The organism is Prauserella cavernicola, assembly GCF_016595675.1.
Lineage (GTDB): Bacteria > Actinomycetota > Actinomycetes > Mycobacteriales > Pseudonocardiaceae > Prauserella_A > Prauserella_A cavernicola.
In genome coordinates this window covers 902696-919318 of sequence record NZ_JAENJH010000001.1, presented here as the reverse complement: position 1 = coordinate 919318, position 16623 = coordinate 902696, and the positions used below count along the sequence as shown (strand labels likewise).

The following is a 16623-nucleotide window of genomic DNA, read 5'->3' as shown; positions in this document are numbered from 1 at the left end:
AGTCCGGGCCCGGTGGGCGAGAGTCAACGGAAGTCGCGGGAGCCGGTGGTGAGCCGGGCCAGGTTCAGGTGCCGGAGTTGATCGGCCACCAGCGTGACCGTCCCGGCCGCGTTCTGCACGATGCCGCGCACCAGCATGGCGCTCGCGTTGCGGGCCGTGTGCAGGTGGCGGTTCCAGAGTCCGGGCGAGCAGAGGACGTTGACCATGCCGGTCTCGTCCTCGATGTTGAGGAAGGTGATGCCGCCCGCGGTCGCGGGCCGCTGGCGGTGGGTCACCGCGCCGCCGACGAGCACGCGGGTGCCGTCCTCGACCCCGGGCAGCGCGGCGGCGGGCAGCGCGCCGAGCTCGTCGAGGCGGGCGCGCACGAACTCCACCGGATGTCCGTCGGGAGTGATGCCGGTGGCCCACACGTCGGCGGCGGCCAGTTCCAGCGCGGTCATTCCCGGCAGTGCGGGCGCGGCCAGTCCCGGCGCCGTGCCGGGCAGGTACCGGGGCCGGTCGCGGGCCGCCGCTCCCGCCGCCCACAGCGCGCCGCGCCGGTCGGCGAGCTCGCCGACTGGGGCCGCTCCGGCGGTGGCGAGCGCCTCGAGCTGGGCCTGGGTGAGCGGGACCCGGCGGGCGAGCTCGGCCAGGTCGCCGAACGGGCCGCGGGCGGTGCGCTCGTCGACGACGGTGGTGGCGCTGTCCTCACCGAGTCCGCGCACCCCCGCCAGGCCCAGCCTGACGGCCTGCCCGCCGTGGCTCGTCGGATCGGCTTCGAGCGTGGGGTGGGCGAGGCTGGCGTTCAGGTCGGGGCCGCGCGTGGCGACACCGTGCCTGCGCGCGTCGGCGACCAGTGTCTGTGGCGAGTAGAACCCCATGGGCTGTGCGCGCAGCAGCCCGGCCGTGAACGCCGCCGGGTGGTAGTGCTTGAGATAGGCCGAGGAGTAGACGATGAGCGCGAAGCTGTGCGAGTGGGCCTCGGGAAAGCCGTAGCCGGAGAACGCCTCGATCTGGGTGAAGATCCGCTGCGCGTCCGGTCCGGTGATGCCATTGGCCGCCGCACCCGCGAAGAACCGCCTGCGCAGGCGCGCCATCTTCGCGGCGGAACGCTTGGCGCCCATCGCGCGGCGCAGCTGGTCGGCCTCGGCGGGAGAGAAATCGGCGACGTCGATGGCCATCTGCATCACCTGTTCCTGGAACAACGGCACCCCGAGTGTCCGATCCAGACTGTTGGCCAGCAGGGAATGCGCGTGCTGCCACGGTTCGCCGTCGCGGCGGCGCAGGTAAGGATGCACGGAGCCGCCCTGGATCGGGCCGGGGCGGATCAGCGCCACCTCCACCACGAGGTCGTAGAACTCGCGCGGCCGCAGGCGAGGCAGCGTGGCGAGCTGCGCGCGCGACTCCACCTGGAAGACCCCGACCGCGTCGGCGGCGCACAGCATGTCGTACACCGCCGGGTCGGCCAGGTCGAGAGCGGCCAGGTCCACCTCGACGCCCTCGTGTTCGGCCACCAGCTCGATGGCGTAGCGGATCGCCGAGAGCATGCCGAGGCCGAGCAGGTCGAACTTCACCAGTCCGATCGCGGCGCAGTCGTCCTTGTCCCACTGCAACACCGTCCGGCCGGGCATGCGGGCCCACTCCACCGGCACGACCTCGGAGATCGGCTGGTCGGTGATGACCATGCCGCCGGGGTGGATCCCGAGATGCCGGGGCGCGTCGCCGAGCTGGTTGGCCAGCTCCACCAGCACGGGCGGCATCGGCTGCTCGCCGGGAGCGGGTTCGGCCGTGGCGCGCGTGCCCCAGCGGTCGACCTGCTTGGCGAAGGAGTCCTGTTGTCCCGGCGAGAACCCGAGCGCCTTGGCCATGTCGCGCACGGCCGAGCGCGCCCGGTAGGTGATCACGTTGGCCACCAGCGCGGCGTGGCGGCGCCCGTGCGTCTCGTAGACGTACTGGATGGCCTCCTCGCGCCGATCGGACTCGATGTCGATGTCGATGTCCGGCGGGCCGTCCCGCTCCGGCGCGAGGAACCGTTCGAACAGCAGCCCCCACTTCACCGGGTCGGCGTTGGTGATGCCGAGCGCGAAGCAAACCGCCGAGTTGGCCGCCGAACCCCGGCCCTGGCACAGGATCCCCCGCCTGCGGCAGAACTCCACGATGTCCCACACCACCAGGAAGTAGCCGGGAAAGCCGAGCTCCTCGATGATCGCCAGCTCGCGATCCAGCTGCGCGTACGCGTCGGGGCGATCCTGCCGGGAGCCGTACCGGCGCGCGGCGCCCTCCCACGTGAGCGCGTGCAGGTGGCTCGACTCGGTGTGGCCCTCCGGCACCGGGAACGGCGGGAGCCGGGGCGCCACGAGCTGGAGGTCGAACGCGCAGCTCACCGCCAGCACGGCGGCGCGCTGCACCGCTCCCGGGTAGCGCGTGCCGAAGCGCGCCAGCTGCTCGGTTCCCGAGCGCAGGTGCGCCGTGCCCGCCGAGGGCAGCCAGCCCCGCAGCTCGTCGAGGCTGCGCCGTGCCCGCACCGCCGCGACCGCCTGCGCCAGGCGTACGTCCGTGGGCCGGGCGTAGTGCACCTCGTTGGACACCACCGTGGGCACCTCGAGGTCGGCGGCCATCCCGGCGAGCAGGTCGTTGCGCGCCGAGTCCCTCGGCCGCTGGTGGTCCACCAGCTCCACCGCCACGTGCCACCGTCCGAACCGGTCGACGAGCCCGCGCAGCTCGGCGTGCGCGGCGGCGGGGCCGCCGTCGCGCAACGCCTGGCGCACGGCGCCCTTGCGGCAGCCCGTCAGCACGACGGCGTGGCCGCGCAGCTCCTCCACCACCTCGTCCGGCTCGTAGAGCGGTCGGCCCTTCTCCTCGCCGCGCAGGTGCGCCGCGGTGAGCACCCGGCACAGCCGCCGGTAGCCCTCCACCCCGCGGGCGATCACCAGCAGGTGCGTGCCCTCCGGGTCTGCCACGCCGTTCTGCGGACCGGTCAGGCCGACGCTCAGCTCGGCGCCGAAGCCCACGCGCACGCCGAGCTCGCGAGCCGCCTCTGCCAGCCGCACCGCGCCGTAAACGCCGTCGTGGTCGGTCAGCACCAGCCCGTCGAGCCCGAGCCGCGCGGCCTCCTCCACGAGCGCCTCGGGAGAGGACACGCCGTCGAGGAAGCTGTAGTACGAGTGCGCGTGCAGCTCCGCGTAGGGCACCCGCAGCTCGGGCGACTCGAAGCTCGCCTGCCGCCGCGCCCTCGGCGCTTCCGCCGCGTACTCCGGCGGGTCCGCCACCTCCCGGCCGGACAGCGCCCGCTCCAGCTCGGCCCACGACACCCCAGGACTGTTGAACGCCACATGTACTCCCGCGTCTGCACGGTGACTGCGGGGAAGACAGCACCAGAAAATCGAACGCGTGTTCGAGAGTGCGCCGGATTCGCGGCGAAGTCAACTGGGGGAGAGACCCGCCACACGGGCGGATGGAAACGGGGGGCCTTGTGACTCTATCGACGCACGGGCGAGCGGAGTGAGCTACGGGCGTCCACGTCGGCCCAGACTGTCCGCGAGGAGGCACCATGGCCGCCCCCACCATCGAAACCCTGCACGAGCTCGTCCGCGGCCCGGTGATCATCGCCGGCGACGAGCTGTACGACGACGCCCGCGTCGTGCACAACGCCATGATCGACCGCAGCCCGAGGGCGATCGTCAGGGCGGCCAACGTCGGCGACGTCATGGCGGCCGTCCGCTTCGCCCGCGACAACGGGCTCGAGATCGCCGTGCGCGGCGGCGGGCACAGCGTGCCCGGCTTCGGCACCGTCGACGACGGCGTCGTGATCGACCTGTCCGGTATGCGCAGCGTCTGGGTCGACCCCGCGACTCGCACGGCTCGCGCCGAGGGCGGCGCCACGTGGGGTGACTTCAACGCGGCGACCAACGCGTTCGGGCTCGCGACCACCGGCGGCATCATCTCCACCACGGGTGTCGGCGGGCTGACGCTCGGCGGCGGCATCGGCTACCTCGACCGCGGGTTCGGGCTGTCGTGCGACAACCTGCTCTCTGCCGGTGTGGTGACCGCGGACGGGCACTTCCGGGTGGCGAGCCCCGACGAGAACCCGGACCTGTTCTGGGCGCTGCGCGGGGGCGGCGGCAACTTCGGCGTCGTGGTCTCGTTCGAGTTCCGGCTCCACCCCGTGGCCGACATCTACGGCGGGCCGATGTTCTTCGAGCTCGACGCCGCGGGTGACCTGCTGCGCACTTACCGCGAGTACATCCAGAGCGCACCGGAACAGCTCGGTGGTTTCCCGGCCTTCCAGATCGCGCCGCCGTTGCCGTTCATCCCGGAGAGCCGTCACGGCGAGCCGTTCATCGCGTTCGTGGCGTGCTGGACCGGAGCGCCCGAGGAGGCCGAGCGCGCGCTGCAACCGATCCGCGACGTCGCGCCCACCGTCGCCGAGCACGTCGGGCCGATGCCGTACCCGGCGCTCAACAGCGCCTTCGACGCGCTCGTGCCACCGGGCCTGCAGCACTACTGGAAGGCCAACTTCGTCACCGAGCTCACCGACGAGATCATCGCGGCGCACCTGGAACACGGCCCGAAGGTGCCCGCCGTCAACTCGACGATGCACATCTACCCGATCAACGGCGCGTGCCACCGGGTCGCGCCCGACGAGACGGCCTTCGCCTACCGCGACGCCAATTTCGCCACGGTGATCGCGGGCATGTGGCCCGACCCGGCCGACAACGACGCCAACGTCCAGTGGGTCCGCGACTACTACGCGGCCACCGCCCCGCACTCGGAGGAGGGCGGCTACGTCAACTTCATGGCCGACGACGACCAGGGCCGGATCCGCAGCAACTACAAGGGCAACTACGACCGGCTGGTGGACGTGAAGCGCCGCTACGACCCGGACAACCTGTTCCACCTCAACCAGAACATCCGGCCGTGAGCGCTACCCGGCGGTCCGCTCCGGTGCCTCCGTGTCGTTGGTGTCCACAAGGGACTGGGCGCTCATCATCGGGAGTCAGGGCGAGGCCAGGCCGGCGACCTCGCGCAGCCTGGCGGTGAGGGCCTCGACGACCGGTGTCGCGGGGCCCTCCCGCGTCGCCATCGCGATGGTCCGGGTCAGGCCGGGCGTGACCGGCAGCAGCCGCACGCCCGGGGAGTCCGCGACCGCGGGCCGGGGGACCAGCGTGACGGCGAGTCCCTCGGCCACGAGGGTCATCTGCGTGAGGAAGTCGTCGACGACGTAGCGGATGTCGGGCTCGATCCCGTGCCTGCGCATGGCCTGCAGTTGAGCGTCGTGGTGGTCGGTTCCCGGCCTGCACGCCGTCCACACCTCATCGCGCACCTCGGCGAGCGTCATGGTGTCGTGCCGGGCGAGCGGGTGCCGCGCGGACACGGCGAGGGCGATCTCGTGCACCGTCAACGGTTCCAGCCGGATCCGCGGCGGTACGCGCACCGGCAGGCTGGACCAGCTCTCCACGATCACCAGGTCGAGATCCCTGGTGAACAGCAGCGGCACCATGTCGACGGCCTCGCCGCTGCGGGCCGTGGGCACCACCTCGGGGTGCTCGTCGGTGAGCGCGCGCAGCGCGGGGCCGAGCAGCGGGCCGAAGCTGCTGTTCAGCGCGCCGATGCGCAGCGGGCCGACCACCTGTCCGTCCATCGTGGCCAGCGAGCGCTCGGCCTGGCCGACCAGCCGGGCCGCGCCCCGCGCCGCCTGCGCGGCGATGTGGCCCGCGGCGGTGAGCCGGACCCCCCGGCCGTCCGGTTCGATCAGGGCGACCCTGGCCTCGCGTTCGAGCTTGCGGATCTGCTGGGTGACGGCGGGCCCGGTGACGTGCAGTGCCGCCGCGGCGGCCGCGATCGAGCCGTGTTCGGCGACGGCGGCGAGCACTCGGAGACGTTCCCAGCTCAACATCTAAGCAAGTCTAAGCAAATGTCCTCACTAACAATAATTTGTCCTGAAGTGTGCGGCTCGTCAAGGTAGAGAGCGTGGTCAACCCCCGAAACCTCCTCCCTCCCGTTCTGACGGGGTCGCCCGCGGCGTGGGTCGCGCTCGGCGCCGGCTCGCTGTCGGTGTCGGCGGTGCTGATCGCGCTCGCCGACGTCTCGGCCGCGACCGCCGCGTTCTACCGCTGCGTGCTCGCCCTCGTGCTCCTGGCGCCGCTGCTCGTCCGGGAACTGCGCAGGCACGGGCCCGTCGGGCCGGCCATGCTCGGCACCGCGCTGGTGGGCGGAGCGTTTCTGGGGCTGGACTTCCTGCTGTGGAACGTCAGCATCGGCGACGTCGGCGCCGGCATCTCGACCGTGCTGGTGAACCTCCAGGTCGTGCTGTTCCCCCTCGTGATGCGCGTGCTCGCGGGAGTACCGCTCGCGCGCCGGTTCCTCGTCGCGCTGCCGGTCCTGCTGCTCGGCGTGGCGCTGGCGGGCGGCGTCGTCGGCACGGGCGGCGTCGGCGGCAATCCGGTGCGGGGGACGGTGTTCGCGCTGCTGGCGGCCCTGGCCTACTCCGGATACCTCTACTTCAGCCGCGACTGCGGCGAGCGTTTCCCACGTCACCTGGTGACGCTGGTGTTCACGGCGACGGCGTCGGCCGCGGCCGTCGCGGGTGTCGCCGGGGTCGCCACCACCGGAATCTCGGTGGACCTGCCGCTGCGCGCGTGGGTGTGCCTGGCACTGGTGGCGCTGTTCGGGCAGGCGCTGGGCTGGCTGCTCATCGGCGCGGGCCTGCCGCGGCTGGCACCCGCGCTGTCGTCGACGCTGCTGCTGTTGCAGCCCGCGGGAGCGACCCTGCTCGGCGCGCTGGTGCTGGACGAGGTGCCGTCGGTGACCCAGTTCGCGGGGTGCGTGACCGTGCTGGCGACCGTGTGGTTGCTCGCGTCGGGTCGCTCCCGGCGCCACCGCACCGAGCGGGAGGCCGAACCCGCACCGGCGGCGGTGGGCTGAGTCGCGAGCGCGGCCCCTATTCTCGCGGGGATGCGGGGGACGAGGGCTGCGGGCGCGGGGTTGGTGCTGGTGCTGGCCGTCGCGTGCTCGCCGGAGCCCGAGCGTTCCCCCGGGCCCGCGGTGGGCCCCGACTCGACCCTGCCGAGGCTGACCGAGGGCCTGTCCGCGCCGCGTCTCCAGTGGGGCCCGTGCCCGTCAGTGCCCGGCGGGCCGTCCCCGGACACGCCCGGATTGACCTGCGCCGAGCTCCCGGTTCCGCTCGACTACGCCGACCCGGACGGCGAGACGATCGAGATCGCGGTCTCGCGGCTGTCGGCGGGCGAGGACCGGCCGGTGCTGCTGTCCAACCCTGGCGGTCCTGGCGCGCCGGGGCTGTTCAACACCCTCGGGGTGGACGGCCTCACCGATGGGCGGCTCGGCGAGCACTACGACCTCGTCGGGTTCGACCCGCGGGGTGTGGGTCTCAGCGCCCCGGTGGACTGCCCCGTCGACGACGGGACCGCCGCGGCGGTCGCGGGCGCGAGCGCGCCGACGACGGTCGAGCGCGACTCCGCCACGGCCCGGTCCTTCGCCGAGGCGTGCGGTTCACTCGACCACGCGCTGCTGAGCCAGCTGACCACGGCCAACACGGCCAGGGACGTCGAGCAGCTTCGCAAGGCGCTCGGCCGGGAGCGGGTCTCGTTCTACGGCAACTCCTACGGCACGGAACTGGCCCTGACCTACGCGACGGTCTTTCCCGGCGGCACCGGCAGGGTCGTGCTCGACGGTACGTCCGACCTCACGGTGACCGCCCGTGAGGCGCAGTCGCAGGGGGCCAGGGCGGCCGACGCGCGGTTCACCGAACTCGCCACCAGCATGGCCCGCCGCGACCGCGACTGGCACCTGGGCTCCGACGCCGCCGCGGTCCGGGCGCTGTACGTGCGTACGGCGGCCGAGCTCGCCAGGACACCGGTGCCCTTCGACGGCACCGCCGTCGACGCGGCCGCGCTGCAGAGCGCGCGTCTGGTGCCCGCGCTGCAGGACGACGCTCAACTGGAGCCGCTGGCCCTGTCGCTCGGTTTCCTCGCCGGCGTGCCAGGCGCGCCGAGCGAGCGCGAGCTGGCCGAACGACTGGGCGACGACGGAGGCGAGCTCGCCGCGGGCCAGAGCCTGCGGCAGGCGGTCTCGGCCTACTACGCGATCCGCTGCGCCGAGCCCGGCTGGCAGCGCGATCCCGCCGCGAACCGCGGCGACTTCGAGCGGGAGCGCCAGCGCTGGCCGGTCACCCGGGGGCAGTTCTCGAAGATCGGCCCGTGCGCGTACTGGCCCGTGGAACCCGCCGAGCCGCGGCCGGCGCTCACCTCGCGGGGCTGGAGCGGTGGCTCGAACGTGCTGATCCTGCAGCACACCGGCGACTACCGGGCTCCGGCCGACGGGGTGCGTGCGGTACGGGAGGCGCTCGGCTCCCGCGCGGTACTCGTCTCTGCCGACGACCACCGGCACGGGGTGCTGGGCCGCACCGCGTGCGCGACGGACGAGGCCGTGCGCTGGCTCGTCGAGGGAGTGCTGCCCGACGCGGACCGGACGTGCCCGGCGTCCTGAGTGGACGAACACCGGGGCGGCACCGCCCTAGCTGTTCGGCTCCCGGCAGGCGGCCTCGAGGTCGCGATGGACCTCCAGTTCGTCGTCCAGTCCCATCAGCTCCAGGACGCGCTGGGTGAGCGGAGTGGAGGCGACCACCCGGAACGATCCCGCGTACGCGGTGGTGTCGTCGGCGGCCCGCATCAGGGCGGACATTCCCGCGGCGGAGAGGAAGACGACCTCGGACAGGTCCACCACGAGCACGCGTGGTCTGGCGCGCGTGGCGCCGGCGATCGCATCGTCGAGCCGGGGCGCGGTCGCCATATCGATCTCGCCGGCCACGGCCAGCACCAGCACGTCCCCGCGGCGTTCGGTGCGCACCGAGACCACCGCGGCGTGGGTGCCGTTCGGCTCGCGAGCGCTCGGACCCGGGATGGACATACACCCATCCTCCTCCCCGGTGCACCGATGCGAAAGCGCTGCAGCGCAGCGGCATGCCGGGCCGGGTCAGGCGCCGCGGATCCTGGCGCGCCTGCCGAACCGTACGAGAGCGCCACCGCCGGCTGGCCGGGGATGCCGGCCAGTGCCGTACCGCCGGTGCGAGGCGGGCTCATGATCACGCGGGTCAGCGGGAGCGGCATCGTCCCGCGAACGCGACTCCGCGCCACCGGGGTGGCCTCCGAGGCCGCTTCGAGTTGGTGAATTTCCGCCCCAACGTCCGTCCACAGTGAAGTATCCACTGTGTCCCCCGTGAGGTCCGCTTCTCAGAGCTCCGGCGCGACGCTGCCGTCCGGGGCGATGTGCTCGAAGATCTGCGTGAGCAGCGCGACGATGTGGGGGTCGTCCACGGTGTAGAGGTGCCGCCTGCCCTCGCGGCGCGCCGTGATGACGCCGGACAGTCGCAGCTTGGCGAGGTGCTGGCTCACGGTGGCGATGCTGATCCCGACGCGCTCGGCCAGCGTGCTGACGTCGTAGGAGCCGTGTGCGATGAGCCACATCAGGTGCAGTCGGGCCGGACTGGACAGGAGCGCGAACGTGGCCGCGGCCGCCGTCAGCTGGGGCGCGGTCGGTTCGGCCTCGGTGCCGGTGATGGCCGGTTCTCCTGCCCGGCGGCCAGCGGATTTCGTCATCTCACACGCGATTGTTCCGCATGCCGTAATCGCTGTCACGGGCCACCTTGATCCACTTCGTTGGTTGCGAAAACAACAGAACCGGGTCGATGCTGTGAGCGTTCCGAAGGGGAGTAGCCCGCAAGTCCGCACGTCGACACGCTGAGACGGTTTCGTCTCCGGCGGCGGGGCCCGCGTTCACGGCGGGTGGGCGAGACCTTCGGCCAGCTGCTGTTGTCCGCTGGCCGAGGCCCCCGTGTCCCGGCCGGCCGCCCGTCCGGAAGGAACCCGCCGATGTCAGGCAAGCTGGTGCGTCCGCTTGCGTTGTGTTCCGCCCTGACCGTGCCCGCTCTGGTGCTGCGGTTCTCCGGGGCGGCGGTGATGCCGGTACTGGCGTTGCTGCTGTTCGGGATGGCCGTCGTGGCGTCGTCCTTCGTTCTCGCCTGGGCCGCGGAGTCGGCGCAGGTCGACATCTCCGGCGGACTCGCGATCGCGATCCTGGCCGTCATCGCCGTGCTGCCCGAGTACGCCGTCGACCTCTACTTCGCCTACACCGCGGGCTCGAACCCCGAGTACGTCGCCTACGCCGCGGCCAACATGACCGGCTCCAACCGGTTGCTGCTCGGCCTTGGCTGGTCGGTGGTGGTGATCATCGCCCTCGTCCTCGCGAAGCGGCGCACCGGCCGGACCGTGCGCGCGCTGGTGCTCGAGTCGGGCCACCGCGTGGAGCTCGGCTTCCTCGCGATCGCCTCCGTCGTGGCGTTCGTGGTGCCGCTGACCGGGCAGATCTCGCTGATCCTCGGCTGCGCGCTGCTCGGGTTCTTCGTGTTCTACCTGTGGAAGGTTTCACGAGCCGAGGCCGAAGAACCACACCTCGTCGGGCCCGCCGCCACCATCGGCGCGCTACCCAAGCGCGCCCGCCGGACGCTGGTCGTCTCGCTGTTCACCCTCTCCGCCGTGGTGATCGTGCTGTGCGCGGAGCCCTTCGCCGACGCGCTCATCGAGACCGGCACCCAGCTCGGCATCGACCAGTTCCTGCTGGTGCAGTGGCTCGCGCCGCTGGCCTCGGAAGCGCCGGAGTTCATCGTGGCGATCCTGTTCGCCGTGCGGGGCAAGGCGGGCGACGCCATCGGCACGCTGATCTCCAGCAAGGTCAACCAGTGGACGCTGCTGGTCGGCAGCATCCCGCTGGCCTACCTGCTCGGTGGCGGCGGCATGGGGCTGCAGCTCGACGCCAGGCAGATCGAGGAGTTCCTGCTCACCGCCACCCAGACGGTGCTCGGCGTGGCCGCACTGCTGGCGCTGAAGTTCCCGCGCTGGGCGGCCTGGACGCTGCTCGGCCTGTTCGCGGCGCAGTTCGCCCTGCCTGGCCAGACCGCGCGCTACGTGCTGTGCGGGATCTACGCCGTGCTGGCGCTGGGCGCGCTGATCCACAACCGCAAGCACATCGTGCCGACCCTGATGGCGCCGTTCCGCAAGCACGTCGAGGAGCGCGACGACGAGACCTCGCCGGAGCTGGCGGGCACGCACTAGAAGACTCCCCGACAACGGGCGGGCACCGCGGGTATCCAGCGGCGCTCGCCCGTCTCCTTTCTCCTGGGTCCCCTCGCCGGGGGCCGGTAGAGACGACTGGGGAGAGGGGAGGCGAGCGCGATGCGCGGACGCGAGATCTGATCGATGAAAAAGTGTCCGTAATGGACAATCGGGAACCCGGGTCTCACCGCAGCCGGGACAGGTGCCGGTCGACGAGTGCGATGGCCTCGTCGGCCTCGCGGTGGCCCAGCAGTACCGCGTCGCCCAGGCCGGCGACCACGGCCAGCAGCAGGTCCGCCTCCTGTGCGGGATCCAGCCCGGCCGCCAGGTCGCCGCTGGCCTGGGCGTCGCCGAGCAGCGCCGTGAGTATCCGGTGCAGTTGCGTGTAGCCCTCGCGGAAGCGGGCGGCGATCTCCTCGTCCTTGAGTGCCCTGAACAGGAACGCGTTGGCCACCAGCGCCTCGGTCCGGCCGGCCTCGTTCAGCGGGAGCAGTGAGACGGCCAGCGTGCGCAGGTCGGGCGGCTCGTCGCCGGGCACCCGGTGGTCGACCTGGTCGCGCAGGGTCGTGGTGGCATAGCGCAGCATCGCGTCCTTCGACGGGAAGTAGTGCTGCACCAGGCCCTTCGAGATGCCCGCCTCGGTGGCGACCTGGCCGACGCTGACCGCCTCCAGTCCCCGGTCCGCCGCGATCCTGCGGACGGCCTCGGCGATCGCGCGCCTGCGCTGGTCGTGATCCACGAGCCGCGGCACCGTACCTCCTTGGCAATACGATCGGATTGCAAAAGCTTACGCCTTTGTTTATCGTACGATCGTATCGCCAACGGGGAGGATGGTCATGAGACTGGGCGGATTCGTGTCGCCGCAGGCGCGAGCCGAGTACGACGAGGCGTACGACCGGGGGTTCGGCGCGCTGCCGGAACCGGCGGAGCAGCGCGACATCGAGACGGCCTTCGGCACGGCCAGGGTGTACCGCTTCGGGGATCGGGGCGGCACACCGCTGGTGCTGCTGCCCGGCAGGGCGGGCACGGCCGTGATGTGGGAGCCCAACCTCGCGGGTCTGCTCGCGCACGGTCCCGTCTACGCCCTCGACCTGATCGGGGAGCCCGGCCGCAGCGAGCAGACAGCGCCCATCCGCGGCGCCGCCGACCAGGCCGCGTGGCTGAGCACCGTGCTCGCCGAGCTGGACGAGCCCGCCGTGCACCTCGTGGGCTACTCGTTCGGCGGCTGGCTCGCCGCCAACCTCGCGGTGCGCGCGCCCGAGCGGCTCGCGTCGCTGACGCTCATCGACCCGGTGCAGACCTTCGCGCGGTTCCCGCTGCAGCTGCTGGCGCGCACGGCGCTCACGCTGGTGCCGGGCGTGCGCCGGTGGGCGCGACCGTCGTTTCTCGACTGGGTCTCCGGCGGCGCCGAGGTGGACTCCGGAGACCCGGTGGCCACCGTTATCGACGAGGGTATGCGGACCTACACGATCGCGCTGCCGACCCCGGCCGTGTTCACCGACGAGCAGCTGCGCGCGGTGCGGGTGCCGGTGCTCGTGTTCATCGCGGGCCGCAGCGTGATGCACGACGGCGGGCGCGCCGCCGCGAGAGCCCGGGAACTGCTGCCCGATGTGCGCGTGGAGCTCTGGCCGTCGGCGACCCACGCTATCGCGGGCGAAGACCCGGAGCGGGTCGAGGCCAGGCTGCTGGAGTTTCTGACCGAGGTCGAGCGCGGGCGAGCGGCGCGATGACGGAGAAGGGCGGCAGCCCGCTGCTCGCGCTGCTGCTGTGGGACGCGGGACTGCCGCTGGCCGCGTACTACGGACTGCGGCTCGCGGGGCAGAGCGAGCAGGTCTCGCTGCTCGCCGGTGCGGTGTTCGCGGCGGCGCGCCTGGCCTGGGTCGGCGTGCGGCAGCGCTCGTTCGACGGGTTCGCGGCGATGCTTGCCGCCGTGCTCGCGGTGGGCCTGGTGTTGTCGGTGGTCTCCGGTGACGCGAGGTTCGTGCTCGTGAAGGAGTCCTTCGGGACAGGGGTGGCCGCGCTGGTCCTGCTCGCTAGTTGCGCGGGCCGCAACCCGCTGGTGCTCGTGGCCGTGCGGGCGGGGTCGAACGAGGCGAAACGCGCGGAGATCGACCGGCTCTGCGCGGAGGTTCCCCAGTTCCGGCGGGCGTTCGTGCGCATGTCCGCGGTGTGGGGAGTCGCGCTGCTGCTCGAGGCGATCGTGCGCGTGCCGCTGGTGTACGTGCTCTCGCCCGACCTCATGGCGGGGCTCAGTCTCGTGCTGCTGCTGGCCGTGATCGCGGCACTGTCGGCGTGGACGATGTGGTGCGCGGGCCGGGTCGAGGCACGCTACGCCGACGCCGCTGTTGCCGGGGCACGCCCGCGCGAGTAGGCAGGGCTCATGCGAGTCGATGTGGTGGTCTTTCCCGGTGTCGACGACCTCGACGTGTTCGGTCCCGTGCGGGTCCTGCGCGGCGCCGGGTTCGACCTCCGGCTGGTGGCCCGCGGGGAGCCGGAGCCGGTGCCGACCTCGTCGGGCGTGCCGTTCCTGCCCGACGCGCGGTATGCGCCCGGGGCGGACGTGCTGCTGGTTCCCGGCGGCGGATGGGGCGCGCGTGCGGAGACCGGCGCGTGGGGCGAGGCACGGCGCGGCGACTGGCTGCCGATCCTGCGGGAGGCTCGGCCCGAGGTGCTCGCCGGTGTCTGCACCGGCACCATGCTGCTCGCCCACGCCGGTCGCGTGCGGGGCCGTCGCGCCAACACGCACCACGCCGCCACGGCGGAGCTCGCCGAGCTGGGCGCGGAGGTGGTCGACGAGCGCGTCGTGGACGACGGTGACCTGGTGACCAGTGGCGGCGTGACCTCGGGCATCGATCTCGCGCTGTGGCTGGTCGAACGGATCGCCGGACGCGAGCGCGCCGACGCGGTGGCCGCGAACCTCGAGTACGCGCGGCACACGCCCGCGTCGTGACTCCGGCAGCGCCGTCGAGGGCCGTCGAGCGTCGTCTCGTGCCAGGTTATTCTAGTGCTAGAATAACTGGCGTGCGAGACACGCTGAGCGCGGCGGAGCTGACCCTGCTGGGGCTGCTCGTGGAACGGCCTCGGCACGGCTACGAGCTGGACGAGGTCATCAGTGCCCGGGGTATGCGGGAATGGACGGAGATCGGGTTCAGCTCGATCTACTACCTGCTGGGCAGGCTGCGCGAGCGCGGGCTGATCGAACCGGTGGAGCCGAGCGGTACCTCGGGCAGGGGCAAGGAACGCAAACCCCACGCGGCCACCGACGCGGGAAGGCGCGCCTGCGCCGAGGCGGCGGAGGCGGCCATCGCCGAGTTCCGGCCCGTGTTCCCCCCGCTGCTGATCGGTCTCGCCAACCAGCCCGCCGTGCCCGGCGACCGCCTGCGCGCCGCGCTCGAGCGGCGTGCGGGCGAGCTGGCAGAGCGCGCCGACGCGGTTCGCGCCGCGCAGCGGGCCCAGCCACACGCGCCGGACTTCGTCAGCGCGATCTTCGACTTCTCACTCACCCAGCTCGAGGCGGAACAGGCGTGGTTGTCGCGCTACCGCCGCTCACTCGCCGACAGTCCCGGGGAGGCACCGTCATGACCGCCTACGACGTCAAGCGCGAGCTCAAAGCCCTGTACGCGCCCAGGAACACCACGTGGTCGCTCGTCGACGTGCCCGAGCTGCGCTATCTCGCGATCGACGGCACGGGCGACCCCAACACCGCACCCGCCTACGCCGCCGCCGTCCAGGCGCTCTACTGCGTCGCCTACACGGTCAAGTTCGCGACCAAGCGCGGCGGCGGACAGGACTTCGTCGTGGGCCCGCTCGAAGGACTGTGGTATTCCGACGATCCGGACGTGTTCGCCACCCGTGCCAAGAGCCGGTGGAGCTGGACCATGCTCATCCACCAGCCCGAGTGGGTCACCACCGACGCCGTCGAACAGGCCAAGGAGGCCGCGCTGGCGAAGAAGAAACTGCCCGGCATCGCCGACGTCCGGCACGAGGCACTCACGGAGGGCCGGTGCGCGCAGCTGCTGCACGTCGGCTCCTACGACGACGAGTCACCCGCGCTGACCGAGCTCCACGAGCGCTGGATCCCGGACAACGGCCTGCGCGAATCCGGTTCCCACCACGAGATCTACCTCGGCGACCCGCGCAGGACGGTGCCCGCCAAGCTCAAGACCGTCCTGCGCCAGCCGGTCGCCGAGGCCGGGTAGCGCGGTCTCAGCCCGCGCGGCCCAGCCACACCGCCGCCGCGGTGAGCATGGCCTCCGTCGCCCGCCGCAGCGTCGGCTCCGTTCCCGTCGGCACGAACTCGGGGGAGTGGTTGCCCGGAGCCGTGCCCGCCGCGACGGCGGGTTGCGGCCGGGCAGGGCCGTCCGGGTAGAGCGCGGGGTCGAAACCGCCGAAGTTCCAGAACACCGACGGCACCCCGGCCGCGGTGCCGAAGCAGCCGAAGTCCTCGCTGCCCGGCTTGCGCGACGTGTCGTGGACATTGGCCTCGCCGAAGGTCTCGGTGAACGCGGAGATCACCTTCCGGGTGGCCTCCTCGTCGTTGACGAGCAACGGGAAGTCGTTGATCGGCGCGATCTCCGGCTCCTTCGGCGCCCCGGCCGCGGCCGCCTCGGCCTTGACGATCCGCTCGACCGCGGTGAGGACACGCTCGCGCACGGCGGGGTCGAACGTGCGGATGTTGAGCTTCAGCTCGGCCTCGGCGGGGATCACGTTCTCCTTGGCACCGGCCCGGATCGCGCCCACGGTCACCACCGCGACGTCGGTGGCGGCGATCTCGCGCGACACGATCGTCTGCAGCCGCAGCACGATCGAGGCGGCGATGACGATCGGGTCCACAGTGGCCTGCGGCATCGAGCCGTGCCCGCCACGGCCGAACACGGTCACCCGCAGGCTGTCGGCGGCGGCCATGAACACCCCGGGCAACGCGTAGAGGTGCTCGCTGGGCGCCGACGTGATGTGCTGGCCGAGCGCCACGTCGTAGCGGGGGAAGCGGTCGAGGAAGCCGTCGTCGAGCATCGCGCGGGCGCCCTCGCCGATCTCCTCGGCGGGCTGGAACACCGCGAGCACCGTGCCCGACCAGTGTTCCCGGCGCGCGGCGAGCTGTGCCGCCGCACCGAGCAGGGCGGTGACGTGTGTGTCGTGCCCGCACGCGTGCATCACCGGCACGGTGTCGCCGTCGGGGTTCACCGCGGTGGCCGTGCTGCGGTAGGGCACGCTCTCGATCTCGCGCACCGGCAGGGCGTCCATGTCGGCACGCAGCAGCACCGACGCGCCGTCGCCGTTGCGCAGCACACCCACCACGCCGGTGCCGCCGACCCCGGTGGTGACGTCGAACCCGGCCTCGGTGAGCCGGGCGGCCACCAGCGCGGCCGTGCGCTCTTCCTGGAACGACAGCTCGGGGTGCTCGTGCAGGTCCTCGTAGACAGCGGTGAGCTCGGGCATGCGGTCGGCCAGTCCGGTGATCAGGTCGGCGGCAGGAGACATCGTCGGTCCTCGTTCCTCGGTCGTTCGGTGCTGGATC

15 protein-coding genes are annotated in these 16623 nt (G+C 72.4%); 9 read left to right on the top strand and 6 right to left on the bottom strand.

The window, feature by feature from the left end; genetic code table 11:
- Positions 1–23 precede the first annotated feature (23 nt).
- A complete protein-coding gene (locus JHE00_RS04390; RefSeq protein ID WP_200314960.1) occupies positions 24–3311 on the bottom strand; it encodes an error-prone DNA polymerase in 3288 nt (1095 codons plus the stop codon).
- A 218-nt stretch (positions 3312–3529) separates the two neighbouring features.
- Here JHE00_RS04390 and JHE00_RS04385 point away from each other — a divergent pair, with 218 nt between their 5' ends.
- Complete coding sequence (locus JHE00_RS04385) at positions 3530–4900, top strand: FAD-binding oxidoreductase (RefSeq protein ID WP_200314959.1); 1371 nt, start codon at positions 3530–3532, stop codon at positions 4898–4900.
- A gap of 75 nt (positions 4901–4975) precedes the next feature.
- Here JHE00_RS04385 and JHE00_RS04380 read toward each other — a convergent pair whose 3' ends face one another.
- A complete protein-coding gene (locus JHE00_RS04380) occupies positions 4976–5875 on the bottom strand; it encodes a LysR family transcriptional regulator (protein WP_200314958.1) in 900 nt (299 codons plus the stop codon).
- Positions 5876–5949: 74 nt separating this feature from the next.
- On the opposite strand from JHE00_RS04380, the gene JHE00_RS04375 reads away from it, so the two are divergent.
- Positions 5950–6903, top strand: coding sequence for a DMT family transporter (locus JHE00_RS04375; protein ID WP_200314957.1), 954 nt, complete (start codon positions 5950–5952; stop codon positions 6901–6903).
- 30 nt (positions 6904–6933) lie between these two features.
- Complete coding sequence (locus JHE00_RS04370; RefSeq protein ID WP_200314956.1) at positions 6934–8484, top strand: alpha/beta fold hydrolase; 1551 nt, start codon at positions 6934–6936, stop codon at positions 8482–8484.
- A 27-nt stretch (positions 8485–8511) separates the two neighbouring features.
- On the opposite strand, the gene JHE00_RS04365 is transcribed toward JHE00_RS04370, so the two are convergent.
- A complete protein-coding gene (locus JHE00_RS04365; RefSeq protein ID WP_200314955.1) occupies positions 8512–8904 on the bottom strand; it encodes an STAS domain-containing protein in 393 nt (130 codons plus the stop codon).
- Positions 8905–9227: 323 nt separating this feature from the next.
- Positions 9228–9593: an ArsR/SmtB family transcription factor gene (locus JHE00_RS04360; protein ID WP_200314954.1), complete on the bottom strand. Its 366-nt coding sequence runs from the start codon at positions 9591–9593 to the stop codon at positions 9228–9230.
- A gap of 273 nt (positions 9594–9866) precedes the next feature.
- On the opposite strand from JHE00_RS04360, the gene JHE00_RS04355 reads away from it, so the two are divergent.
- On the top strand, positions 9867–11105 hold the full coding sequence (locus JHE00_RS04355) for a calcium:cation antiporter family protein (RefSeq protein ID WP_200314952.1): 1239 nt from the start codon (positions 9867–9869) through the stop codon (positions 11103–11105).
- A gap of 184 nt (positions 11106–11289) precedes the next feature.
- On the opposite strand, the gene JHE00_RS04350 is transcribed toward JHE00_RS04355, so the two are convergent.
- Positions 11290–11856 carry a TetR/AcrR family transcriptional regulator gene (locus JHE00_RS04350; RefSeq protein WP_200314950.1) on the bottom strand — a complete coding sequence of 189 codons (567 nt, stop codon included), beginning with the start codon at positions 11854–11856 and terminating at the stop codon, positions 11290–11292.
- Positions 11857–11941: 85 nt separating this feature from the next.
- Here JHE00_RS04350 and JHE00_RS04345 point away from each other — a divergent pair, with 85 nt between their 5' ends.
- From JHE00_RS04345 to JHE00_RS04325, 5 genes are all read left to right on the top strand, one after another.
- Positions 11942–12835 carry an alpha/beta fold hydrolase gene (locus JHE00_RS04345; RefSeq protein ID WP_200314948.1) on the top strand — a complete coding sequence of 298 codons (894 nt, stop codon included), beginning with the start codon at positions 11942–11944 and terminating at the stop codon, positions 12833–12835.
- The gene (locus JHE00_RS04340; RefSeq protein WP_200314946.1) at positions 12832–13476 is read left to right on the top strand and encodes a VC0807 family protein; all 645 of its coding nucleotides are present in this window, start codon (positions 12832–12834) and stop codon (positions 13474–13476) included. The genes JHE00_RS04345 and JHE00_RS04340 overlap by 4 nt, the downstream gene beginning before the upstream one ends.
- 9 nt (positions 13477–13485) lie before the next feature.
- On the top strand, positions 13486–14055 hold the full coding sequence (locus tag JHE00_RS04335) for a DJ-1/PfpI family protein (RefSeq protein WP_200314944.1): 570 nt from the start codon (positions 13486–13488) through the stop codon (positions 14053–14055).
- 71 nt (positions 14056–14126) lie between these two features.
- Positions 14127–14687, top strand: a complete 561-nt coding sequence (locus JHE00_RS04330) for a PadR family transcriptional regulator (RefSeq protein WP_307831811.1) — start codon at positions 14127–14129, stop codon at positions 14685–14687.
- A complete protein-coding gene (locus JHE00_RS04325) occupies positions 14684–15304 on the top strand; it encodes a GyrI-like domain-containing protein (protein ID WP_200314942.1) in 621 nt (206 codons plus the stop codon). The genes JHE00_RS04330 and JHE00_RS04325 overlap by 4 nt, the downstream gene beginning before the upstream one ends.
- Positions 15305–15311: 7 nt before the next feature.
- On the opposite strand, the gene JHE00_RS04320 is transcribed toward JHE00_RS04325, so the two are convergent.
- Positions 15312–16586: an amidohydrolase gene (locus JHE00_RS04320; protein WP_200314940.1), complete on the bottom strand. Its 1275-nt coding sequence runs from the start codon at positions 16584–16586 to the stop codon at positions 15312–15314.
- Between the last annotated feature and the right edge of the window lie 37 nt (positions 16587–16623).